Below are 20937 nucleotides of genomic sequence, written 5' to 3'. Positions count from 1 at the left end.
CACCGGGCTGATCAGGGGTCAACACCGGTCTGCTGTCACCACTCCCGGTGCGAACTGAGCTGGGCGTTCTCGGACTGGAAACCGGAATGAGATCTGTGATGTGATGGAATGAGTCAGTTGATTCCGATGCGACAACAGCTGCGCAGATGCGGGGACTCGTGTACATGCCGATCGGCCTCGCGGCGGCGGCCCTGGTGGTCGCGCTGATACTTGGCTTCCTGCTCGCCCGCTCCCGGAGGGCCGAGAGACGGGAGCGGCGGCACCGGGAGGAACTGCAGGCCACCTATCAGGAATTGCAGCTGACGCAGTCTCAGGCCGGGCGCGAGTACCGCACCTTGCAGGAGTACTGCGTCCAGCTCGCGGGCGAACGGGACGAGTTGACCGCCGCCGCGAAGGAACGGGACCAGCACAGCGGCGAGGTGCTGGTGAACCTGGCACTGCGCAGCCTGGCCCTGGTGGAGCGCCAACTCGGGCAGCTGGAAGGCATGGAGGGCACCGAGGCGGACTCGGCCCGGCTGGAGCAGCTCTACCGGCTGGACCACCTCGCCACCCGGATGCGCCGCAACAACGAGAACATGCTGCTGCTGGGCGGCGCGAGCCACCAGCGGCCGGGGCACGCGCAACTGCCCAGCAGCCTGCTGGACGTGATGCGGGCCGCGCTCTCCGAGATCGAGCGCTACGAGCGGGTCCACCTCACCGCCGTCCCGCAGCTGTGGATCAGGCCCGACGTGGCCGAGGACCTCAGCCACCTGTTCGCCGAACTGCTGGAGAACGGAACGGCGTTCTCGCCGCCCGGCGAGCCGGTCACGGTCACCGCCTGGCAGTTGGAGAGCGGCGAGCTGATGGTCTCCCTGGTCGACCGGGGCATCGGACTGCCGTCGGAGCTGCTCTACGAGGTCAACTCCCGCCTGGCGTCCGGTGGTTCGGGCCAGCCAGAGGGGAGCGCGGCGCGCACCGGGCGCAGCATGGGCCTCCAGGTGGTGGCCATCCTGGCGCTGAAGCACGGCCTCCGGGTCCAGCTGCGCGCCAGCCCGACCGCGGACGGGACGACGGCCCTGGTCGCCGTCCCCACCTGGGTCTTCGCCGCACCCCCGGCCGTCGCGCCGGAACCCGACCCGGCGGCCGGCTGGGACCGTCCGGCGCCGGTGGTCGCGGCGGTGCCGGGGCCCGCCCGCCCGCTCAGCTCGGTGCCGGGCACCGGACCCGACCGGGTCGCCGCGGGCGGCCTGCCCAAGCGGGTGCCCGGGGAGAGCGGCCAACTCGCCCGCGGCGGCGGGCCCGAGGCCGCCGAGCAGCCCGACGGCGGGAGCCCCGCCGGGGCCGAACGCCCCGGCGCCGGGGCCGAGGAACTGCGCCGCAGGCTGGGCGGGTTCCAGCACGGCGTGCGCGCCGCCGCGCCGATCCGCCGCGAGGAGCAGGGGACATGATGAGGACCAGCGGCTCCACCCCCGGCGCGGTCCCCAGGGACGGCGAGCACGACTCCCCGCTCCAGCGGCTGCGCTGGCTGCTCAGCGACGTCCTGGTGACCACGCCGGGACTGCGCTCGCTCGCCCTGGTCTCCACCGACGGGCTGCCGCTGGTGAGCGCGGACGAGGGCTGCCCCTCGGAGCAGCTGGCCACCCTGGCGGCCGGACTGACCGGGCTCTCCACCGGCCTGTCCGAACTGCTGGCCTACGGCGGCCTCGAACGCACGGTGATCACCCTCGACGAGGGCACGCTGATCCTGATGTCGGTGGACCGGACCGCCTGCCTGACCGCGTACACCACCGCCGACTGCGATCTGAGCGTGGCCGCCTACCAGCTGGCCCGCCTGGTCGAGCGGGCGGGGCACGTGCTGACCACGCAACTCCGCGACGAGCTCCGGGCCGCACCCGGGCAGGAGGCACACCGGTGATTCCCTCGACACGCCGCTCCGCACGGGTCCGCCCGTACGCCCTGACCGGCGGCAGGACCCGCTTCGGGCAGGTCCTGCTGGTCGAGACGCTGATCTCGGCGCTCTACCAGCCGCCGGGCAGCACCGGCCCCACCTTCCCCGAGCTGGAGCGGATCTGCGAGCTCTGCCAGGGCCAGATGCGCTCCGTCGCCGAGGTCTCCGCCCTGCTGCGGCTGCCGCTCGGCGTGGTCCGGGTGTGGGTCAGCGACCTGGTGGACGCGGGACGCATCCGGGTGCACGGCGCGTCCGTCCCGTCCCGCTCCGGGGGAGGCCCGTCCATCGCCGCACCCGCACGACCGAACCGCCTGGTTCTGGAGAGGATCCTCGGTGGCCTCCGCGATCTCGCCTGACTCGTACACCCCGCAGCGCCCCGGCACGTCCGCGCCCGGCCACGGCGCGCCGGCCGGCATCCCGCTGACCGAACTCCCGGTCACCTCGGCCAAGATCGTCATCGCCGGCGGCTTCGGCGTGGGCAAGACCACGCTGGTCGCCTCGGTCTCCGAGATCACCCCGCTGCGCACCGAGGCGGTGATGACCGACGCCGGCAGCGACACCGACCCGCTGCTGGACGGCAGCGGCAAGACCACCACCACCGTGGCGATGGACTTCGGCCGGCTGCACATCGCACCGGACCTGGTGCTGTTCCTGTTCGGCGCGCCCGGACAGCGCCGCTTCTGGTTCATGTGGGACGACCTGGCCCGCGGCGCGGTCGGCGCGGTGGTGCTGATCGACACCCGCCGCCTGGCCGACGGCTTCCCCGCGGTGGACTACTTCGAGAGCAGCGGAATGCCGTTCGTGGTCGCGGTGAACCAGTTCGACGGGGCGCCCGACTACCCGGACGAGGACATCAGGGACGCGCTCAGCCTCGCCCCCGGGGTGCCGCTGCTGCGCTGCGACGCGCGCTCCCGGCTGTCCGCCGCGCGGACCCTGGCCGGTCTGGTCCAGCACACCCTGTCGCTGACCTCGGACTGACGGTCTGGCACCATCCTTCCCGGCAGCACCAGTTCACCTCTCTCCTGTTCACCGCCCTTTCAAGGAGCCTCCTTTGGCGAAGATACTCGTCGTCGGCGCCGGCCAGGCCGGGCTGCAGCTCGCCCTCGGCCTGCAGTCCGACGGCCATGACGTCACCGTGATGACGGACCGCACGCCGGACGAGATCCGAGGCGGCCGGGTCCTCTCCACCCAGTGCATGTTCCGCGGCTCGCTGGCGACCGAGCGCGCCCTCGGCCTCAACCTCTGGGAGGCCGAGGCCCCGAAGACCGAGGGCCTGGGCGTCTCGGTCAGCGGCCCGGAGGCGGCCAGGGTGATCGACTGGGTGGGCCGGCTCGACGGCCACGCCCAGTCGGTGGACCAGCGGGTCAAGATGCCCGGCTGGCTGGAGCTGTTCGCCGACCGCGGCGGCAAGGTGGTCGTCAACGGGGTCACCGTCTCCGACCTGGACCTGCTGGTGCGCGGCTACGACCTGACCGTGGTCGCGGCCGGCAAGGGCGAGCTGGTGTCGATGTTCACCCGCGACGCCGAGCGCTCCCCGTACACCGTCCCGCAGCGGTCGCTGGCGGTCTCCTATGTGCACGGCCTCGCGCCGCGCCCCGAACACGACTTCCCGGCGGTGCGCTGCAACCTGGTGCCCGGCGTGGGCGAACTGTTCGTCATCCCGGCGCTGACCCTCTCCGGCCCCTGCGACATCCTGTTCTGGGAGGGCGTCCCCGGCGGCCCGCTGGACGTCTTCGAGCCCGCGCTGGCCCCGGACGAGCACCTGGCCCGCACCCTGGAGCTGATGCGCACGTACACCCCCTGGGAGTACGACCGCACCGTCGGCGGGGTGGAGCTGACCGACTCCCGGGCCACCCTGGCCGGCCGCTACACCCCGGTGGTGCGCCGCCCGGTCGGCGAACTGCCCGGCGGCGGCCTGGTGCTGGGCGTGGCCGACGTGGTGGTCGCCAACGACCCGATCACCGGCCAGGGCTCCAACACCGCGGCCAAGTGCGCCACCAGCTACCTGGAGTCGTTCCGGGCGCACGGCGACCGGCCGTTCGACCGGGCCTTCATGGAGACGGCATTCGAGGACTTCTGGACCGCCACCGCGAGCGACGTCACCGCCTGGACCAACGCCATGCTGGCCCCGCCGCCGGAGCACGTGCTCAACCTGATCGGCGCGGCCGGGCAGATCCCCGCCGTCGCGGACCGGTTCGCCAACGGCTTCGACAACCCCTCGGACTTCCCGAACTGGTTCTTCACCCCGGACGCGGCCAACGCCTACCTGGGCTCCTTCGCCCAGTCCTGACCTGACTCCACCGGACCCGGCCGCACCGGCTGACCGGACGCACCGACGGCAACCGCGCGGCACCGCGCGGTTGCCGTTGCTGCGTCCGGTCAGCCGGTGCGCCGGTAGGCCACGAACACCACCGAGGCCACCGGTATCGCGAAGACGTCCTGCTCGGTGTCCACGTAGAGCACCAGGCCGTCCGCCGCTATCCGTACGTCGGTGAGCCGGTCCAGCCGGCGGCCGGGGTCGTGCGGGGCGGGGATGATCTCGGCGATCAGCTGCAGATCGGCCGCGACTCGCCACTGCAATGCGCTCAAAGTACACGTGCTCCTGGCATCAGGTACGGGCAGTTCAGGTACGGGCGATTCAGGTACGGGCGATTCAGGTACGGCGAAGGCCCTGCCGCGCGGGGGCACAACAGGGCCTTGCGGCGATCATCGTAGGAAATCGGACGCATCTCGCACTACGCCCATGACGGCACGAATCACTGTGCCATCACCCATTGGCAAGATCACCCCCGGCCGCCGCCGGGCACGACCTCGTCCAGGTGGTCCGCGTAGTGGTCGATCGCCCGCCGGTAGGCCCGCACCCGGGCGTCGGCGCTGGTCGCCGCGGTGACCCGGAGCAGGGTCCGGACCGCCTCGGCCGACTCGCCGGTGTTGTGCAGCGCCATCGCCAGGAAGGTCCGCAGCGCCGCGTCCCCGGGGAACTCGTCCAGGCCGAGCCGCAGCGTCGCGACCGCCTCCGGGTAGCGGCCGAGCACCCGGTAGGTGCTGCCGAGCCCGAGGAACGCCCCGTGCCGGTCCTCGCCGGAGAGCCCGGGACGGGCCGCCAGTGCCCGCTCGTAGTGCGGCGCCGCCTCGGCCTCCAGTCCCAGCGAGTCATGCGCACAGGCCGTCAGATAGGCGAGCCCGGCGTCCTCGGGCCACCGCGCCGCCAGCTCGCCCAGCTCCGCGCAGGCCGCCTCGGTCCGCTGCTCCCGCAGCCGCTCCGCCCGCGCCAGCGCCTGGCCATCCGCACGTCCGCTCATACCGGCGAACGCTGCCACACCCGGCGGGCGCGGATCAAGCGGCGGCGGGCGTCCTAGACTGCGACCGTACGGACTCGAACCAGCAGGGACGACGAGGGACCACGACGATGAAGCTGCGCTGCGCCGTGCTCGACGACTACCAGGGCGTCGCGCTCTCGATCGCGGACTGGTCCGGACTGGCCGACGCGGTCGAGCCGGTGACGTTCCGACAGCACTTCGCCACCGTGGACGAGCTGGTCGGCGCGGTCCGCGACTGCGCGGTGGTGGTGGCGATGCGGGAGCGCACCCCGTTCACCGAGGAGGTGTTCGCCCGGCTGCCCGAGCTGCGGCTGCTGGTCACCTCGGGCATGCGCAACGCCGCCATCGACCTGGCCGCCGCCGCCCGGCACGGCGTCACCGTCTGCGGCACCGCCAGCGCCTCCGAGCCGACGGTCGAGCTGACCTGGGCGCTGATCCTCGGGCTGCTCCGCGGCCTGGTGCCGGAGAGCACCGCGCTGCGCGACGGCGGCCCCTGGCAGAGCACGGTCGGCGGCGACCTGTACGGACGCCGCCTCGGCCTGCTCGGACTGGGCCGGATCGGCGCCAAGGTGGCCCGGGTCGGCCAGGCGTTCGGCATGGAGGTGTCGGCCTGGAGCCGGAACCTCACCGCCGAGCGCGCCGCCGAGGCCGGGGTCCGGCTCGCGGCGAGCAAGGAGGAGCTGCTGGAGCGCAGTGATCTGGTCTCGGTCCACCTGGTCCTCGGCGACCGCAGCAGGGGGCTGGTCGGCGCGGACGAGCTGAAGCGGATGCGCCCCACCGCGTACCTGGTCAACACCTCGCGGGCGGCCATCGTGGACCAGGCCGCGCTGGCCGAGGCGCTGCGCGGCGGGTGGATCGCCGGGGCGGCGGTGGACGTGTTCGACAGCGAGCCGCTGCCGGCCGACCACCCGTACCGCTCGCTGCCGAACCTCCTCGCCACGCCCCACCTCGGCTATGTCACCGAGCGCAACTACCGGGTCTTCTACCAGGAGGCGGTGGACGACATCGCGGCGTTCCTGGCCGGGCAGCCACTGCGCCGCCTCGACCCGGCCTGACGCCGGTTCACCCCTGCGGGTCCCGGATCACCCGGGCCGCGAGCAGCTCGCTGCGCCGGTTCGCGGGCGACGGCTCGCAGACCGCCCAGCCGGCCGCGGCCAGCTCCCAGCGCAGCTGCTCGGAGCCCACCGGCCAGAGGTCGAACTCCTCGCGCTCCTCGCGCAGCAGCTCGCCGTCCCGGCGGACCTGGTAGGTGTACTCCAGGTGGATCCGGCCGATCCCGCTGGTCGCGCAGTGGATCGGGGTCTCGCTGATGAAGCCGGAGTAGACGTCCTCACCCACCGCGACCTGGCGCAGCACCTGGGTCCGCGGACCCTCCGGCACCGCGCTCGGCGGCGGGTCGATCAGCAGCAGGCCGTCCGGGCCGACCAGCCGGGCCAGCGCGGCCCAGGTGTCCCGGCGCTCCCCGGCGTCCAGGGTGGCCACCACCTTGCTGCAGACCGCCAGGTCGGCGGGCGGGGCGTGGTCCTTGGGCCACAGCTCCTGCACCCGCTCCGGGTGGACGGTGACCCGGCTCCGCTGCTCGTTCGACGCGGTGGAGAGCCGGGAGAGCAGCAGGGTCCGCATCGCCGGGTTGGGTTCGATCGCGTGCACCGGGACCGTGGCCGCCCGCGCCAGCACCTGGGTCACCAGGCCGGACCCGGCGCCGACCTCGATGATGCCGCTGCGGGCCCGGCGGGCCGGGGACGCGAAGAGGCGATCGGCCCGCTCCCGTTCGTCCCTGGCCTGCAGCACGTCGTAGAACTCGGCCGAGACCGTGTAGGCGTCCATCCGCACCGTCCTTGTCGTGGGCTGTCGACTCAACTCTGCTTGCCGTCCGCCAAGGGGATAAACCGGTCATAGGCCGTACGGGCTATCGCAGGGGTCCAGGTCGGGCTCAGGCCGCGACCGGGTCGTCCCCGGCGTCCAGCGCCCGGCAGTCGACCGGGCGGCCCGGCCGCCGGTGCGCGCTGGTGGACAGCATCCGGTACTCGCCGCGGTCGCTGATCTCGGCCCGGACGTCGCCGCTGGCGTCGGTGTAGACCGGGTGCCCGCCGGGGCCCTTGGCGTCGGTGCGCCGGACCACCACGGACGCGGCCGGCGCCCCGGCCGGGGCCGATCCGGCCGGGGCGGGCGCGAAGGCGAGCTCATAGCATGCGGCGGCGAATCGGCTCTGGGGCTGCGGGGTCGTCAACTGCGTTCACCTTCTGGATGGGGGAGCTGGGGCTGGTGGGTCGGCGTTGCGTCTGCCCCGGATGCCCGGATCCAATCCTCGGTACACGCAGCGGTTCAGGCCTCGCCCTCGTGGGGGCTGCCGGTCACCGTCTCCAGGAAGAAGGCGTCGATGCTCTGCACGGCGTGGATGAACTCGTCCAGGTTCACCGGCTTGGTGACATAGGCGTTGGCGTGCCTCCGGTAGGCGCCGGTGACGTCCTCGGGGCTGTTGGAGGTGGAGAGCACGACCACCGGGACCACCTTCAGCTCGGGGTCGTCCTTCAGCACGGCCAGCAGCTCCCGGCCGTTCATCCGCGGCATGTTCAGGTCGAGGACGATCACGTCCGGACGGAGCCGCTCCGGGTCCCTGAGGTGCTCCAGCGCCGCGATGCCGTCCTGGACCACGGTGATGGTCCTGGCCGCGCCGCGTTGCAGCAGCGCCTCCTCGATCAGCATGGCGTCGGCGTCGTCGTCCTCCACCAGCAGGATGTCGCGCGGGTGGGCGGGGGCGAGGGCAGCCATCGGGGGCTCCGGTCGACGAGGGCGCGGTGCGCCGAATGGGGGATGCCGGACAGACAGAAGACTAGGGCCTTTGACGATAGGGTGTGCGGGCCCACCGCGTCGACGCGGACCACGGGCGGGAGCAGGAGAGAGGTCACGGACGTGCCGGTCCGCGCCACCGAGCGACAAGGTCCCGCAGGCCTCACCGCGAAGCCGCTGCGGCGGCCCCCGGACGACGCCTCCGGGCGGCTCACCCCGTGGCGGCGCTGGACCACCGGCGAGTGGCTCAGGGCCGGGGTGCTCAGCGCCCTCGCCGTGCTGCTGGTGCTGGGCGGCCTCGGCGCCTGGGTGCTGGCGCAGGCCGCCACCGACACCTCGACCATGGTCGACCACAGTTCGCCCGCGCTGACCAGCGCGGTCCGGCTGGAATCGGCGCTGCTGGACCAGGAGACCGGCATCCGTGGCTACGGCCTGACCGGTCGGCGCGACTACCTGACCCCGTACACCCAGGGCCTGGCCGACCAGAAGAGCGCGGTGGACCGGCTGCGCACGCTGCTGGCGGGCGACCCGAAGCCGCTGGCCGACCTGGACCGGGTGCTCGCCCGGGTCGAGACCTGGCAGGCCGTCGTCGCCCGTCCGGTCGCCGCCGCCGCGCCGGGGACGCAGGCCCAGGTCGCCACGCTCACCGTGGCCAAAGGCAAGGCCGACTTCGACGCGGTCCGGGCCGCCGCCGCGGTCCAGCAGAACCGGCTGCAGGCCGAGCGCGACTCGGCCCGTGCCTCGCTCGACCGCATCGACGTCCTGCGGGCCTGGGTCTTCACCACCATCGCGGTGGTGATCCTGCTGCTCGCGGTGCTGGTCTTCGAGGGTCTCCGACGGGGCGTCACCAAGCCGCTGGAGGCGCTGTCCGACGACGTCCGCCGGGTCAGCGGCGGCGAGTTCGACCACCCGGTCGACACCGGCACCGGCCCGGCCGACCTGCGGCTGCTCGCCGCCGACGTGGAGGCCATGCGCCGACGGCTGGCCGAGGAGCTGGCCTTCGCCGACCAGACCCGGCTGCTGCTCGACGATCAGGCCGCCGACCTGCGCCGCTCCAACGCCGAGCTGGAGCAGTTCGCCTACGTGGCCTCGCACGACCTGCAGGAGCCGCTGCGCAAGGTCGCCAGCTTCTGCCAGCTGCTCCAGCGCCGCTACGCCGACAAACTGGACGAGCGCGCCGACCAGTACATCGCCTTCGCGGTGGACGGCGCCAACCGGATGCAGACCCTGATCAACGACCTGCTGGCGTTCTCCCGGGTGGGCCGGGTCAACGCCGCCTACGCGGCCGTCGACCTGGAACAGCTGCTGGAGACCACGCTGGACTCGATCGGCCTCGCGGTCGAGGAGTCGGGCGCGGTGGTCACCCACGACCCGCTGCCGACGCTGACCGCCGATCCCACCCAACTGGGCATGCTGCTGCAGAACCTGCTCACCAACGCGATCAAGTTCCGCTCGCCGGACCGCCCGCCGGAGATCCACATCTCGGCCGAACCCGGCCCGGACGCCTGGACGTTCGCGGTCGCCGACAACGGCATAGGCATCGGCGCCGAGTACGCGGACCGGGTGTTCGTGATCTTCCAGCGGCTGCACACCAGGGACGCCTACCCCGGCAACGGGATCGGGCTGGCCATGTGCAAGAAGATCGTGGAGTACCACGGCGGCAGCATCGCGGTCGACGCCGAGTACGCCCCGGGCACCCGGATCGTCTTCACCCTCCCGCTCCCCTCGGAGGAGCTCCCCGCCGCCCTTCCCCCGGCGCTCCCCCCGGCCCTTCCCCGCCCCGGCGACGACACGGAGTCGCAGTGACCGAGAGCACCTACGCGATCCTGCTGGTCGAGGACGACCCGGGCGACGCGCTGCTGGTCGAGGAACTCCTGCGGGACACCGACATCCCGCACACGCTGCGCTGGAAGCAGACCATGGCGGACGCCCTGGTCGAGCTGGACCAGCAGCTCCCGGACTGCGTCCTGCTCGACCTGCACCTGCCGGACGCCTCGGGCGTCGAGGCGGTCCGCACGGTCGAGGCGGCCTGCCCCGGCGCGGCGGTGATCGTGCTCACCGGGCTGTCCGAGTCCCAGGCCGGAGCCCTCGCGGTGGCCAGCGGCGCCCAGGACTACCTGGTGAAGGGCACCGTCGGCGCGGAACTGCTGCAACGGGTGCTGCGCTACGCCGTGCACCGCAAGAACGCCGAACGGGCCAGCGCCGAACTGCGCGAGAACCGGATCCACGCCCAGGAGAACGCCCGGCTGGAACGCGGCCTGCTGCCGGCCCCGCTGCTGCGCACCGACGCGGTCGTGGCCACCAGCCGCTACCTCCCGGGGCGCGAACGCGCGCTGTTGGGCGGCGACTTCCTGGACGTGGTGCAGACCGATGACGGCATCGTGCACGCCGTCATCGGCGACGTCAGCGGGCACGGCCCGGACGAGGCGGCGCTCGGGGTCTGCCTGCGGATCACCTGGCGCGCGCTGATCCTGGCCGGACACCGCGGCGTGGAGCTGCTGGACCTGCTGGAACAGGTGCTGGTGGCCGAGCGCCCGCGCGGCGACATGTTCGCCACCTGCGCCACCGCCGAGATCGACCCGGTCGGCGGCACCGCGACGCTCCGTCACGCCGGGCATCACGAGCCGCTGCTGATAGACGAGTCCGGGGCCAGGACCCCCACGGTGGAGCACGGCATCGCCCTCGGCCTGCTCCCCGGCTGCCGCGGCTGGGCCCCCAGCACGCTGAAGCTCCCGGCCAGCGGGGCGCTGCTGCTGTTCACCGACGGCCTGTTCGAGGGCTACGACGGCCCCGGCGACGACCGGCTGGGCACCGCGGGGCTGGTCCGGCTGGTGGAGTCGGAGGACGGCGCCGGGGACGCCGAATCGCTGCTGGACCACCTGGTCCTGGCCACCAAGCGGCTCAACGCCGGGCGGCACGCGGACGACCTGGCCGTGCTCCACCTCGCCTGGGGCTCTTGATTCCTCGTCCCGGCCGGGGTATCAACGCATAGAACTGACGATCCGTCAGAAATATGCGAGCGGGAGGCTGCCGTGCCGGAAGCCGAAGGCTGTTCAGACCTGGTCGCCGCGATCCTGGCCCAGCGCGGGCGGCCGGAACGGCCCGGCCTGGTGGGCGCGGGCTTCGGGTACAGCCAGCGGGAGGTGTTCCAGGCGGCCTGCGCCCGAGCGGAGCTGCTCGGCGCCGAGCTGCTGCCGCGCACCGGTTCCGGGCACCCGCATGTCGGGCTGCTGCTCGACAACACCCCCGAGTACGTCTTCTGGCTGCAGGCCTGCGCCCTGGTCGGAGCCACCGCCGTCGGCATCAACCCGACCCGGCGCGGCCCCGACCTGGCCCGCGACATCCGGCACACCGACTGCGCGGTGGTCGTCACCGAGGCCGCGCGCCGCCCGCTGCTGGAGCGGCTCGACCTGGCCGTACCGGTCCTGGACAGCGACAGCGCCGACTACGCGGCGCGGATCGCCGACCACGGGGACGCGCCGCCGCCCGCGGTGCTGCCGCACCCGGACACCCGGCTGCTGCTCACCTTCACCTCCGGCAGCACCGGCGCCCCCAAGGCCGTCATCTGCGGCCAGCGACGGCTGGGCCGGGCCGGGGACAAGCTCCGCGAGATGTTCTCGCTCACCGCCGAGGACACCGGCTACGCCTGCATGCCGCTGTTCCACGGCAACGCCACCATGGCGCTCTGGGCCCCGATGCTGCTGTCCGGCGGCACCGTGGCGCTGCGGCGGACCTTCTCCGCCTCCCACTTCCTGGACGACGTCCGGGCCTTCGGCGCCGGGTACACCACGTATGTCGGCCGCGCCGTCTCCTACGTCCTGGCCACCGAGCCGCGGCCGGACGACGCCGACAACCCGCTGCGGCTGGGCTTCGGCACCGAGGCCGGGGCGGTGGACGCGGCCCGGTTCGAGCGGAGGTTCGGCTGCCGCCTGGTCGAGGGCTACGGCTCCTCCGAGGGCGGCTGCAACCTGCGGCAGGACCCGGACGCCCCGCCCGGCGCGGTCGGCCGGACCGGCTCAGGGCCCGGCGACGACCTGGCCGTGGTCGACCCGGAGACCGGGGCCGAGTGCCCACGCTCCCGCTTCGACGCCGCGGGGCGGCTGGCGAACGGCTCCGAGGCCATCGGCGAGCTGGTCAACCGCACCGGGCGGGCCGGCTTCGAGGGCTACTGGCGCAACCCGGAGGCGGGCGCGGCCCGCACCCGCGACGGCTGGTACTGGACCGGCGACCTGTTCCACCGCGACGCCGACGGCTGGTTCCGCTTCGCGGGCCGCAGCGCGGACTGGCTCCGCGTCGACAGCGAGAACCTGGCGGTGGCCGACATCGAGAACATCCTCGGCCGCTGGCCCGCGGCCGAGGCGGTAGCCGTCTACGCCGTCCCCGACCCGGTAGCCGGAGACCAGGTCATGGCCGCGATCCAGCTGCGCGGCAGCGGCAGCACCACCACGCAGGGGCCCCGCTCCGCGGAGGGGTCCCACCTCGCGCCTGAGTCGCCCTCCGCGCATAGGTTCCGCTCTGGGCCTGAGCCGCCCTCCGCGGCGGGGTTCGGGTCCGTGGGGGACGCTGCCGCCGTTGCGGCGCTTGCGGCTTCGTTGGGGGCGTTCCTCGCGGCGCAGCCTGATCTCGGGACCAAGATGCCGCCGCGGTTCGTGCGCTTTGTGCGGACGCTGCCGGCCACGGCCACCCACAAGACGGCGAAGGCCGAACTGCGGGCCGCCCGCTGGAACGCCGCCGAAGGCGAGCTGATCCTCTGGCGCCCGTACGGCGGCGGCCCGGGTACCGGCCCCGCCGCCGCATCCCCCTCCGAGTACCGCCCGCTGACCGCCGCGGACGCGGAGAAGATCCGCGCCGCCTTCGCCGAGCACGGCCGCGCGGAACTGCTCCGGCAGGAGCCGTGAGCCCGCCGCGCAACGGCGTCCTCAGCCGGGGGCCGGGAGCTTCGCCGCCAGCCCCACCGCCGCCCCCGCCCCCACCGCGGCCCCCACCGCCGCCCCCGCCGGGGCACCGGCACCGGCACCGCCCCCCGTCGAGTACGGCCCCAGCACCAGCCGGATCACCTCCTCCAACCGCAGGTACGCGTCGCCGAGCGTGCTGCGCCCGGTCACCCAGGCGACCAGCTCGCTCTGCCACGCCGCGTCGATGATGTGCGGGACGACGCCCCGCGCCGCGGCCGGAACCTCCGGCATCACCGCGAGCAGCGAGGCCCGTCCGGCGTTGGCCATGGCGTCCACCGCCTCGCTGGCGAACGGGTCGGTGGAGACGGTCACGGCCACCAGCAGGTGGGCCAGATGCGGCTGGCGCTGGAACGCGCGCATACCCCGGTGAACGAATCTGACCACCCGTTCCGTGCCGCCGAGCGGCGCGTTGGACCCGCGCAGCTCGGCGGCCAGATCGCTCATCAGCATCCCGCGCCAGTCGGACACGGCGGCGGCGAGCAGGTGGTCCTTGGAGGAGAAGTACCGGTAGGTCGTCCCGAGGGCGACCCCTGAGCGTTCGCTCACCTGCTTCATCTGCACGCGTTCCACGCCGATTTCGGCGACCAGGTCGATCGCTGCCGTGATCAGGTGTTTGCGGCGTTCCAGTTGGCGGGGAGACATAGCCTCGACCGGCCTGGGGGACAGGTCTACCTTGGACACCCCGCCATGGTACCGGGAACGGTGTTGCAAGTGTATGACGCCGAATCAGATCACTTGAAAGCCATGTACCTGACCTTCAGCTCCGCCCCGGTGAAACGCTGTTCTCGTCAGCTGTCCAGGGTGATCTCCCCGTTGGCCACGGTGATGGTCTCCGGCGCCAGCGCGCTGGGGGCCGGTCCGCGCGCCACCGAGCCGTCGGCGATGTGGTACTGGCTGCCGTGGCAGGGGCAGTTGATGGTGCCGCCGGAGACGCTGCCGACGGTGCAGCCCATGTGCGTGCAGATGGCGGTGAACGCCTTGAACTCCCCGGCGGTCGGCTGGGTCACCACGACCTTCTCGGCGGCGAACACCTTCCCGCCGCCGACCGGCACGTCCTTGGTAGCGCCCAACGCGGTCCCGCCGCCCGCCGCGCCGCCCGCCGCCGCCGACGACGGGGCAGCCGCCCCGCTCGTCGCCCCGGCCCCAGCCCCGGCCCCAGCCCCGGACCCCGCCGAAGTCGTGGACGAGCTGGAGCCGCAGGCGGTGAGCGCCGTGGCGATGCCCACCACGCCCACGCCCGCCAGTACGGTGCGGCGGCCGTGAACGGCGGCGGGAACACTGCTGCTGTGCTGCTGCGACGCTTCGTCGGTCATGTCTACTCCCGGCAGAGCTGAGGGCGGAGGGGCGCGAGTGTCGCCCGTCCTCTGTCGGAGCTGACTACGCGCCACCGCGCCGCGGGGTTCAGCTTGGCCGGGCTCAGTTCCCGCGGGGCCGCCGCTTCTCCCGGATCAGCGCCTCCTGCACCACCGAGGCCACCAGCAGCCCGTCCCGGGTGTAGAACTCGCCGTGGGCGAGCCCGCGTCCGTCCGAGGAGGTCGGACTCCGCTGGGCGAACAGCAGCCACTCGTCGGCGCGGAACGGGCGGTGGAACCACATCGCGTGGTCCAGCGACGCCAGGCTGATCACCGGCGGCCCGGTCCGCTGCGACCGCGGCAGCTGCAGGTGCAGCGCCGCGGTCGAGGCCAGGGTCAGGTCGGAGAGGTAGGCCAGCGCGCAGACGTGCAGCAGCGGATCGCCGTCCGGCAGCGCGGAGGCCGACTTCAGCCAGACGAACTGCTCCTCCACCCCGGCGGTTCGTCCGGGCAGCCCCTCCGAGCCCGGCGGCACGACCCGCATCTGCAGGGTCAGCCGCCCGGTGGAGGCCCAGTAGTTCTCCGGGTCCGCGCCCCCGGCCTCGGCCCAGTCCGCGTACGGGTCGGGCAGTCGCTCCGGGTCGGGCAGCCGCGGCATCACCCGCTGCCGGTCGGGCCCGGTCTCCGGCTTCTTGAACGAGGCGGAGAGGGTGAACACCGCCTCCCCGCGCTGGATCGCGGTCACCCGGCGGGTGGTGTAGGAGTGGCCGTCGCGCAGCCGCTCCACCTCGTAGACCAGCGGCAGCCGCGGGTCGCCCGGTCGCATGAAGTAGCTGTGCAGCGAGTGCACCGGCCGGTCCGGCTCGACCGTGCGCCCGGCCGCGACCAGACCCTGCGCCGCGACCTGCCCGCCGAAGGCGCGCAGCGGCGCGCCCGCGTGGCACCAGCCACGGAACAGGTTGAGGTCGATCTCGTCCAGTCGCAGCAGGTCGACGAACCCGGCGATCACCCCGGCCCGGTCACCCGCCCCGGCCCGGTCACCCGTCCCGGGCCGCGCAGCCGGGTCGGGGTCCACTGGTTCGTGCCGGGTCGTCCCGTGTGCGTCGTCCACCATCCGATCATCGTTCCAGACCCGGCCGACCGGGCCGCTGTGACCTGCGTTACCTTGTGAAATCTCCACCCAGTCTGGCGAAGTCCCAGCTGGTCAGGGTGTCCGGGAGGAGCCGCAGCCAGGCGTGTCGGCCGTCGTGGAACATCGCCGCGCCGAACCCGTACTTCTCCGCGAACAGCTTCTCCGCGGCGTCCAGACCCTCAGGACCCTGGTACGGGAGGCCGGTCCTCGGCGCCTCGGCGACCGGGACCACGCTGCCGGTCAGCTCGACCCCGCGCAGCTCCCCGTACTCCTCGCCGTCGTCGACCACGACCGCCACCCGGGGGTCGGCGAGCAGCTCGGCCCAGCGCCGGCTGCGGGTGATCGAGTAGAGCCACAGCGCCGAGTCGTCCCAGGCGAACCACAGCGGCGTGACATGCGGCCGCCCGTCCGCCGAGACGGTGGCGACCCGGCAGGTCCGCTGCTCGCGCAGGAACGCGTCCCGCTGCTGCCGGTCCATCATCACCCGTCGGCCGTGCCGCTGTTCCCGCATCGCGGTGCCCCTTCCGTCTGCCACGGCAACCAAGTAGAACGTGTTCTACGTCGATAGGCCAGACCCTCGACCCGCCAGTCCCGCGACCGGAGGACCCCGCGATGCCGAAGCAGTTCACCACCCTCCGCTACGAGCAGCGCGACCACGTCGCCCTGGTCACCCTGGACCGCCCCGCCCTGCACAACGCCTTCGACCTGGCGATGATGCGCGAACTGCGGACGCTCTGGCGCGACCTGCGCGAGGACGACGGCGTCCGCGCGGTGATCCTCACCGGCTCCGGCGACCGCGCCTTCTGCACCGGCGTCGACCGCACCGCGCTGGACGACCCCGACCTGCCCATCGGCACCCGCGGCGGCACCCCGCTGCACTTCGACGACCCCGGCGACTGGATCAGCCCGAAGACCGCGGGCGACCTGTGGAAACCGGTGATCGCCGCGGTCAACGGGATGGCCTGCGGCGGCGCGTTCTACCTGCTCGGACAGGTCGAGTTCATCATCGCCGCCGAGCACGCCACCTTCTTCGACCCGCACACCAGCTACGGCATGGCCTCGGTCTTCGAGTCGATGGCCATGCTGCAGCGGATGCCGCTGGGCGAGGTGATGCGGATGCAGCTCACCGGGGCGTACGAGCGGCTCTCCGCGCGCCGGGCCCAGGAGATCGGCCTGGTGACCGAGGTGGTCCCGGCCGCCGAGCTGCTGGACGCCGCCTGGCGGGTCGCCGCCGACATCGCCGCGCAGCCGCCGCTCGCGGTCCAGGCGACCCTGCGCGCGGTCTGGTACGCCCAGGAGTTGGGCTACCGGCAGGCGCTGGAGGTGGCGAAGACCCTGGTCCAGCTGGGCAACGACCCGGCCTCGCTGGCCGAGGGCCAGGCCGCCTTCGCCTCCGGCGCCCGCATCCCCTGGCGGCTGCGCTGACCGTACAGCAGCGCTACATCGACAGTGGAGAAACAATCGCTGGTGCTGAACGGTCGGCGCTGGCAGCCTGATCCCATGATCGGAACGAATGCGGCCCTCGGCGTCGCCGCGGTGGCGCTCGGCATGGTGCTCACCCCCGGACCCAACATGATGTACCTGGTCTCCCGGAGCATCACCCAGGGACGCAGGGCCGGAGCGGTCTCGCTGGCCGGGGTCGCCGTGGGCTTCCTGGTCTACCTGGCCGCCGCCAACCTCGGCCTCTCGGTCCTCCTGCTGACCGTCCCCGCGCTCTACCTGACGGTGAAGCTGGCCGGGGCCGGCTACCTCGGCTGGCTCGCCTGGAAGGCGCTGCGGCCGGGCGGGAGCTCGGTCTTCGCGCCGCAGCGGCTTGCCCCCGACCCGCCCCGGCGGCTGTTCGCGATGGGGCTGCTCACCAATCTGCTGAACCCGAAGATCGCGGTCATGTACCTCTCGCTGATCCCGCAGTTCATCGACGTGCGCGCGGGGGACCGGCTGCTCCAGGGCTTCGCCCTGGGCGGGATCCAGATCGCGGTCAGCCTGGCGGTGAACCTCGCCGTGGTGCTGACCGCGGGCGGCATCGCCGCCTTCCTGGCCCGCCGTCCGGGCTGGCTCCGGGTCCAGCGCGTGCTGATGGGCACGCTGCTCGGCGCCCTGGCGCTCCGGCTGGCCACCGACCACGGCCCCGCGGCAGCGGCCTGACGGACGGGGGTTCGTCCGTCAGGCCCGCCGGTCCGACCCGGCGTCAGCCGAGCGAAGCGAGGTGTGCCTTGAAGCCGGCGCCGTACGCGGTGGCGGTGCCGTCGTAGCTGCTGATCAGGGACGGACCCGAGCTGCAGTCCCAGGTGTTCCAGGTCCAGGCCAGGTAGGAGGCGCCTTGGCTGTCGAGCCAGGGGAGCAGCGAGTCCAGGTAGCCGTGGGCGCAGTCGTTCTCGCCCAGCTCCCCGGTCACCAGCGGGACCTTGGCGATCACCGGGGCGATCTGGCTGGTCCAGCAGGAGCTGTTGCTGCAGGTGTTGAAGTTGTAGGAGTGCCAGGAGGCGACCAGGTTGCCGTCCGGGTCGGTCGGCTCGTAGGCCAGCCACTGGGTCAGGTCGTTGGAGTAGGCGAGGCCGCCGAGCATCAGCACGTTGTTCGCGCCGGTGCCGCGGACCGCGTTGACCATCGACTGCATCCCGGCCACCTGGTAGCCGATGCCGGGGCAGCTCCCGCCGTCCCGCCAGCAGGTCCAGGCCTGGGCGGCGGTGCTGGTGGCCCGGTCCGGGTAGGGCTCGTTGAAGAGGTCGAAGACGGTGGAGTCGTCGCCCTTGAAGGCGTTGGCGACCGAGGCCCAGAACGGGACCGCGCCGGCCGCGTCCGGCATCGGCTTCTGGCAGGTCGCGGTGGCGCTGGTGCAGGCGGAGGAGTTGCCGGTGTAGACGCCGTCGGTCCAGTGCAGGTCCAGGATGGCGACCAGGCCGTTCTGGTGCAGCAGCGCGACATAGCTCTTGATCGCGTTGATGTAGGCGGCGCCGGAGTAGGCGGCCGGGACGTTGGACTCGCCCAGCCAGCAGTCCTCGTTCAGCGGCACCCGTACCGCGTTGATGTGCCAGGACGTCATCGCGCTGACCGAGGCCTGGTCGACCGGGCCGTCGAAGAGGCCGGTGCCCTGGACGCAGGCGAACTCGGCGCCGGAGCGGTTCACCCCGTGCAGGGTGACCGTGCCGCCGTTGGCGTTCACCAGCTTGTTGCCGGAGACGTGCAGCTGCGGCGCGCCGGTGGGAGTGCCGGTCGTGGTCGGCGTGGGGGTGGGGGTCGGAGTCGGGGTGGGCGTCGGGGTCGGGGTCGGGGTCGGGGTCGGGGTCGGCGAGGAGGTCCCCTGTCCGCCGCAGGCCACGCCGTTGACGGCGAACGCGGTGGGGGCCGCGTTGGCGCCCGAGTAGCCGAAGTTGGCGTCGGTGGTGTACGTGCCGCCGGGCGCGATGTCCGGGCTCCAACTCGGCGCGGTCACCGTGACGTTCTTGCCGGACTGGGCCCAGGTGCCGTTCCAGCCGCTCTGCAGCGTCTGGTTGCCGGTGTAGGCGTAGGTCAGGGTCCAGTTGCCGAGGGCGGCGGTGCCGGTGTCGCTGATGGTCACGGCGGCGGTGAAGCCGGAGCCCCAGTCGTTGCTGACGGCGTAGCTGACACTGCAGGTGGGCGCCGCCGCGGCGGAGGAGGAACCGGCCAGCGGGACCAGTGCGGCGGTGAGGCCGCCGACGGCCGCGGCGAGGCCGAGGAGCTTGGTGCGGGATCGCATGGAGAGCACCCGTTTCGGTGTGGTGGTGGGGGGCTCTCACTGGTTGCCAGGCGTCAAGGTAGCGGAACCGCACTCTTCATGACAGTCCATCAGTCCGACTTTTCTGCTCATGGTCAAAGGTCTTGACGCACCGTCGGAAACGGCTCCACTATCGGGAGCGCTCCCACTGGTTGCCGCCGTCCGTCGTGGCTCTCTGGACGACTTGCCATGCCGGACTGACGAGAGGGAGCAGGGGTATGCCCTGCCGTGGATGGGAGCGCTCCCATCCATTCGAGCAAAGTGATCACGTTCCACCCCCACCCGAAAGGATCGTGAAGTGCCGCATCTGCCCTCCGCCCGGAGAAGGACCAGCTCCTTCGCCCGCTTCCGAACGGCGGCCGCCGTGACCGCCCTCGGTGCGGCCATGCTCGTGCCCATCGCCGCCACTACCCAGTCCGCCAGCGCCGCGGTGACCCACGTCGCCAACCCCTATGCGGGCTCCACGCCGTACCTCAACCCCAACTACGTCGCCGAGGTCAACGCCCAGGCCTCCGCCGACGGCGGGACCACCGGCACCACCGAGGCCAAGGTGGCGGGCTACCAGACCGCGATCTGGATGGACCACATCGGCGCCATCGCCGGTGACAGCACCCACCTCGGCCTGAAGGCGCAGCTGGACAACGCCGAGACCCAGGCAGCGGGCAGCTCCACCCCGGTGCTGTTCGAGGTGGTCATCTACGACCTGCCCGGACGCGACTGCGCCGCCCTGGCCTCCAACGGCGAGATCCCGGCCACCACGGCCGGTCTGACCGAGTACGAGTCGCAGTACGTCGACCCGATCGCCGCGCTGCTCGGCAGCAGCAGCTACAGCAACCTGCGGATCTCGACCATCATCGAGCCGGACTCGCTGCCCAACGCGGTCACTAACACCAACCTGGCCGCCTGCCAGACCGCCACCCCGTTCTACGAGAGCGGCGTCGAGTACACGCTGAACAAGCTGCACGCGATCCCCAACGTCTACACCTACCTGGACATCGGCCACTCCGGCTGGCTCGGCTGGTCCAGCAACATGGGCCCGGCCGCGCAGGAGTTCGCCAAGGTCGCCAAGGCCACCACCGCGGGCGTCGCCAGCGTCGACGGCTTCATCAGCGACACCGCCAACACCACCCCCACCGACGAGCCGTTCCTGCCCAACTCCACCCTGCAGGTCGGCGGCAACCCGCTGGACTCGGCGAACTTCTACCAGTACAACCCGTACTTCGACGAGCACAGCTATGACGAGGCGATGCACGCGTCGCTGGTCTCGGCCGGCTTCCCGAGCTCGGTCGGCATGCTCATCGACACCTCCCGCAACGGCTGGGGCGGGTCGGCCCGGCCGACCGCGCTGAACTCCAGCCCGACCAACGTGAACGACTACGTCGCCGCCAACAAGGTCGACAAGCGGACCTTCCGCGGCGACTGGTGCAACGTCAACGGGGCCGGCATCGGCTACCGGCCGACCGCGCAGCCGTACGGGGCGAGCGACCCGATCATCGCCTACGTCTGGATCAAGCCCCCGGGCGAGTCCGACGGCGACTACCCCACGGCCACCCACACCCACGGCGACCCGCACTGCGACCCCAACGGCACGCAGAGCGACGGCAACGGCAACACCTACCCGACCGGCGCCATCCCCGGCTACGACATCCCGGCCGGCGACTGGTTCGCGGCGCAGTTCCAGCAGCTGGTCGCCAACGCCTACCCGGCGATCGGCAGCACCGGCGGCGGCGACACCACGCCTCCGTCGGCTCCGAGCAACCTGGCCGTGACGGGTACCACCAGCAG

The 20937-nt window shown here is 72.7% G+C and carries 22 protein-coding genes; 12 read left to right on the top strand and 10 right to left on the bottom strand.

Annotation, left to right across the window (positions count from 1 at the left end):
* Positions 1 to 146: 146 nt before the first annotated feature.
* From ACEZDE_RS22950 to ACEZDE_RS22930, 5 genes are all read left to right on the top strand, one after another.
* Positions 147 to 1427 carry a sensor histidine kinase gene (locus ACEZDE_RS22950; RefSeq protein ID WP_380538806.1) on the top strand — a complete coding sequence of 427 codons (1281 nt, stop codon included), beginning with the start codon at positions 147 to 149 and terminating at the stop codon, positions 1425 to 1427.
* Positions 1424 to 1894: a roadblock/LC7 domain-containing protein gene (locus tag ACEZDE_RS22945; RefSeq protein ID WP_380538804.1), complete on the top strand. Its 471-nt coding sequence runs from the start codon at positions 1424 to 1426 to the stop codon at positions 1892 to 1894. The genes ACEZDE_RS22950 and ACEZDE_RS22945 overlap by 4 nt, the downstream gene beginning before the upstream one ends.
* Entirely contained in the window at positions 1891 to 2283 is a 393-nt protein-coding gene (locus ACEZDE_RS22940; RefSeq protein ID WP_380538802.1) for a DUF742 domain-containing protein, read from the top strand. Before ACEZDE_RS22945 ends, ACEZDE_RS22940 begins: the two co-directional genes overlap by 4 nt.
* Entirely contained in the window at positions 2261 to 2905 is a 645-nt protein-coding gene (locus ACEZDE_RS22935) for a GTP-binding protein (RefSeq protein WP_380538800.1), read from the top strand. The genes ACEZDE_RS22940 and ACEZDE_RS22935 overlap by 23 nt, the downstream gene beginning before the upstream one ends.
* Positions 2906 to 2978: 73 nt before the next feature.
* Positions 2979 to 4217 carry a styrene monooxygenase/indole monooxygenase family protein gene (locus ACEZDE_RS22930; RefSeq protein WP_380538798.1) on the top strand — a complete coding sequence of 413 codons (1239 nt, stop codon included), beginning with the start codon at positions 2979 to 2981 and terminating at the stop codon, positions 4215 to 4217.
* A gap of 89 nt (positions 4218 to 4306) precedes the next feature.
* On the opposite strand, the gene ACEZDE_RS22925 is transcribed toward ACEZDE_RS22930, so the two are convergent.
* Together ACEZDE_RS22925 and ACEZDE_RS22920 are read right to left on the bottom strand one after the other, a co-directional pair.
* Entirely contained in the window at positions 4307 to 4516 is a 210-nt protein-coding gene (locus tag ACEZDE_RS22925; RefSeq protein ID WP_380538796.1) for a hypothetical protein, read from the bottom strand.
* A 194-nt stretch (positions 4517 to 4710) separates the two neighbouring features.
* Entirely contained in the window at positions 4711 to 5229 is a 519-nt protein-coding gene (locus tag ACEZDE_RS22920) for a tetratricopeptide repeat protein (protein WP_380538794.1), read from the bottom strand.
* Positions 5230 to 5336: 107 nt separating this feature from the next.
* On the opposite strand from ACEZDE_RS22920, the gene ACEZDE_RS22915 reads away from it, so the two are divergent.
* Positions 5337 to 6302, top strand: coding sequence for a D-2-hydroxyacid dehydrogenase family protein (locus ACEZDE_RS22915; RefSeq protein WP_380538792.1), 966 nt, complete (start codon positions 5337 to 5339; stop codon positions 6300 to 6302).
* Positions 6303 to 6309: 7 nt separating this feature from the next.
* Here the strand turns inward: ACEZDE_RS22915 and ACEZDE_RS22910 are convergent, their stop codons facing one another.
* From ACEZDE_RS22910 to ACEZDE_RS22900, 3 genes are all read right to left on the bottom strand, one after another.
* Complete coding sequence (locus ACEZDE_RS22910; RefSeq protein WP_380538790.1) at positions 6310 to 7074, bottom strand: class I SAM-dependent methyltransferase; 765 nt, start codon at positions 7072 to 7074, stop codon at positions 6310 to 6312.
* A 106-nt stretch (positions 7075 to 7180) separates the two neighbouring features.
* Positions 7181 to 7477: a DUF6296 family protein gene (locus tag ACEZDE_RS22905; RefSeq protein WP_380538788.1), complete on the bottom strand. Its 297-nt coding sequence runs from the start codon at positions 7475 to 7477 to the stop codon at positions 7181 to 7183.
* 95 nt (positions 7478 to 7572) lie between these two features.
* The gene (locus ACEZDE_RS22900; protein ID WP_380538786.1) at positions 7573 to 8019 is read right to left on the bottom strand and encodes a response regulator; all 447 of its coding nucleotides are present in this window, start codon (positions 8017 to 8019) and stop codon (positions 7573 to 7575) included.
* Positions 8020 to 8214: 195 nt separating this feature from the next.
* Between ACEZDE_RS22900 and ACEZDE_RS22895 the strand changes: the two genes are divergently transcribed.
* The 3 genes from ACEZDE_RS22895 to ACEZDE_RS22885 all read left to right on the top strand — a co-directional run bounded on the left by ACEZDE_RS22895 (position 8215) and on the right by ACEZDE_RS22885 (position 12935).
* Entirely contained in the window at positions 8215 to 9843 is a 1629-nt protein-coding gene (locus ACEZDE_RS22895; RefSeq protein ID WP_380538965.1) for a sensor histidine kinase, read from the top strand.
* Complete coding sequence (locus tag ACEZDE_RS22890; RefSeq protein WP_380538784.1) at positions 9840 to 10997, top strand: PP2C family protein-serine/threonine phosphatase; 1158 nt, start codon at positions 9840 to 9842, stop codon at positions 10995 to 10997. Before ACEZDE_RS22895 ends, ACEZDE_RS22890 begins: the two co-directional genes overlap by 4 nt.
* Before the next feature lie 72 nt (positions 10998 to 11069).
* Complete coding sequence (locus ACEZDE_RS22885; RefSeq protein WP_380538782.1) at positions 11070 to 12935, top strand: AMP-binding protein; 1866 nt, start codon at positions 11070 to 11072, stop codon at positions 12933 to 12935.
* Positions 12936 to 12956: 21 nt separating this feature from the next.
* Here ACEZDE_RS22885 and ACEZDE_RS22880 read toward each other — a convergent pair whose 3' ends face one another.
* The 4 genes from ACEZDE_RS22880 to ACEZDE_RS22865 all read right to left on the bottom strand — a co-directional run bounded on the left by ACEZDE_RS22880 (position 12957) and on the right by ACEZDE_RS22865 (position 15927).
* On the bottom strand, positions 12957 to 13673 hold the full coding sequence (locus ACEZDE_RS22880; protein WP_380538780.1) for a TetR/AcrR family transcriptional regulator: 717 nt from the start codon (positions 13671 to 13673) through the stop codon (positions 12957 to 12959).
* A gap of 107 nt (positions 13674 to 13780) precedes the next feature.
* Positions 13781 to 14305: a Rieske (2Fe-2S) protein gene (locus tag ACEZDE_RS22875; protein WP_380538778.1), complete on the bottom strand. Its 525-nt coding sequence runs from the start codon at positions 14303 to 14305 to the stop codon at positions 13781 to 13783.
* A 103-nt stretch (positions 14306 to 14408) separates the two neighbouring features.
* Positions 14409 to 15398, bottom strand: a complete 990-nt coding sequence (locus tag ACEZDE_RS22870; RefSeq protein WP_380538776.1) for an acyl-CoA thioesterase — start codon at positions 15396 to 15398, stop codon at positions 14409 to 14411.
* 46 nt (positions 15399 to 15444) lie between these two features.
* Positions 15445 to 15927, bottom strand: coding sequence for a pyridoxamine 5'-phosphate oxidase family protein (locus ACEZDE_RS22865; RefSeq protein WP_380538962.1), 483 nt, complete (start codon positions 15925 to 15927; stop codon positions 15445 to 15447).
* A gap of 101 nt (positions 15928 to 16028) precedes the next feature.
* Here ACEZDE_RS22865 and ACEZDE_RS22860 point away from each other — a divergent pair, with 101 nt between their 5' ends.
* The gene (locus ACEZDE_RS22860; RefSeq protein WP_380538774.1) at positions 16029 to 16841 is read left to right on the top strand and encodes an enoyl-CoA hydratase/isomerase family protein; all 813 of its coding nucleotides are present in this window, start codon (positions 16029 to 16031) and stop codon (positions 16839 to 16841) included.
* A 75-nt stretch (positions 16842 to 16916) separates the two neighbouring features.
* A complete protein-coding gene (locus ACEZDE_RS22855; RefSeq protein WP_380538772.1) occupies positions 16917 to 17561 on the top strand; it encodes a LysE family translocator in 645 nt (214 codons plus the stop codon).
* A 43-nt stretch (positions 17562 to 17604) separates the two neighbouring features.
* On the opposite strand, the gene ACEZDE_RS22850 is transcribed toward ACEZDE_RS22855, so the two are convergent.
* Complete coding sequence (locus ACEZDE_RS22850; protein ID WP_380538770.1) at positions 17605 to 19134, bottom strand: cellulase family glycosylhydrolase; 1530 nt, start codon at positions 19132 to 19134, stop codon at positions 17605 to 17607.
* A gap of 316 nt (positions 19135 to 19450) precedes the next feature.
* Between ACEZDE_RS22850 and ACEZDE_RS22845 the strand changes: the two genes are divergently transcribed.
* The coding region (locus ACEZDE_RS22845) for a glycoside hydrolase family 6 protein (protein WP_380538768.1) at positions 19451 to 20937 on the top strand (1487 nt) is incomplete at its 3' end.

It is taken from the genome of Streptacidiphilus cavernicola, from assembly GCF_042510955.1.
GTDB lineage: Bacteria > Actinomycetota > Actinomycetes > Streptomycetales > Streptomycetaceae > Streptacidiphilus > Streptacidiphilus cavernicola.
Note: the sequence above shows the minus strand (reverse complement) of the source record. Positions and strands in the feature narration are given on the sequence as shown.

Coding starts and splice junctions, on each gene's coding strand:
- ACEZDE_RS22950 (WP_380538806.1), top strand. CDS start 147: ATGCGGGGACTCGTGTACATGCCGATCGGCCTCGCGGCGGCGGCCCTG.
- ACEZDE_RS22945 (WP_380538804.1), top strand. CDS start 1,424: ATGATGAGGACCAGCGGCTCCACCCCCGGCGCGGTCCCCAGGGACGGC.
- ACEZDE_RS22920 (WP_380538794.1), bottom strand. CDS start 5,229: ATGAGCGGACGTGCGGATGGCCAGGCGCTGGCGCGGGCGGAGCGGCTG.
- ACEZDE_RS22915 (WP_380538792.1), top strand. CDS start 5,337: ATGAAGCTGCGCTGCGCCGTGCTCGACGACTACCAGGGCGTCGCGCTC.
- ACEZDE_RS22910 (WP_380538790.1), bottom strand. CDS start 7,074: ATGGACGCCTACACGGTCTCGGCCGAGTTCTACGACGTGCTGCAGGCC.
- ACEZDE_RS22900 (WP_380538786.1), bottom strand. CDS start 8,019: ATGGCTGCCCTCGCCCCCGCCCACCCGCGCGACATCCTGCTGGTGGAG.
- ACEZDE_RS22875 (WP_380538778.1), bottom strand. CDS start 14,305: ATGACCGACGAAGCGTCGCAGCAGCACAGCAGCAGTGTTCCCGCCGCC.
- ACEZDE_RS22870 (WP_380538776.1), bottom strand. CDS start 15,398: ATGGTGGACGACGCACACGGGACGACCCGGCACGAACCAGTGGACCCC.
- ACEZDE_RS22865 (WP_380538962.1), bottom strand. CDS start 15,927: ATGCGGGAACAGCGGCACGGCCGACGGGTGATGATGGACCGGCAGCAG.
- ACEZDE_RS22860 (WP_380538774.1), top strand. CDS start 16,029: ATGCCGAAGCAGTTCACCACCCTCCGCTACGAGCAGCGCGACCACGTC.
- ACEZDE_RS22855 (WP_380538772.1), top strand. CDS start 16,917: ATGATCGGAACGAATGCGGCCCTCGGCGTCGCCGCGGTGGCGCTCGGC.
- ACEZDE_RS22850 (WP_380538770.1), bottom strand. CDS start 19,134: ATGCGATCCCGCACCAAGCTCCTCGGCCTCGCCGCGGCCGTCGGCGGC.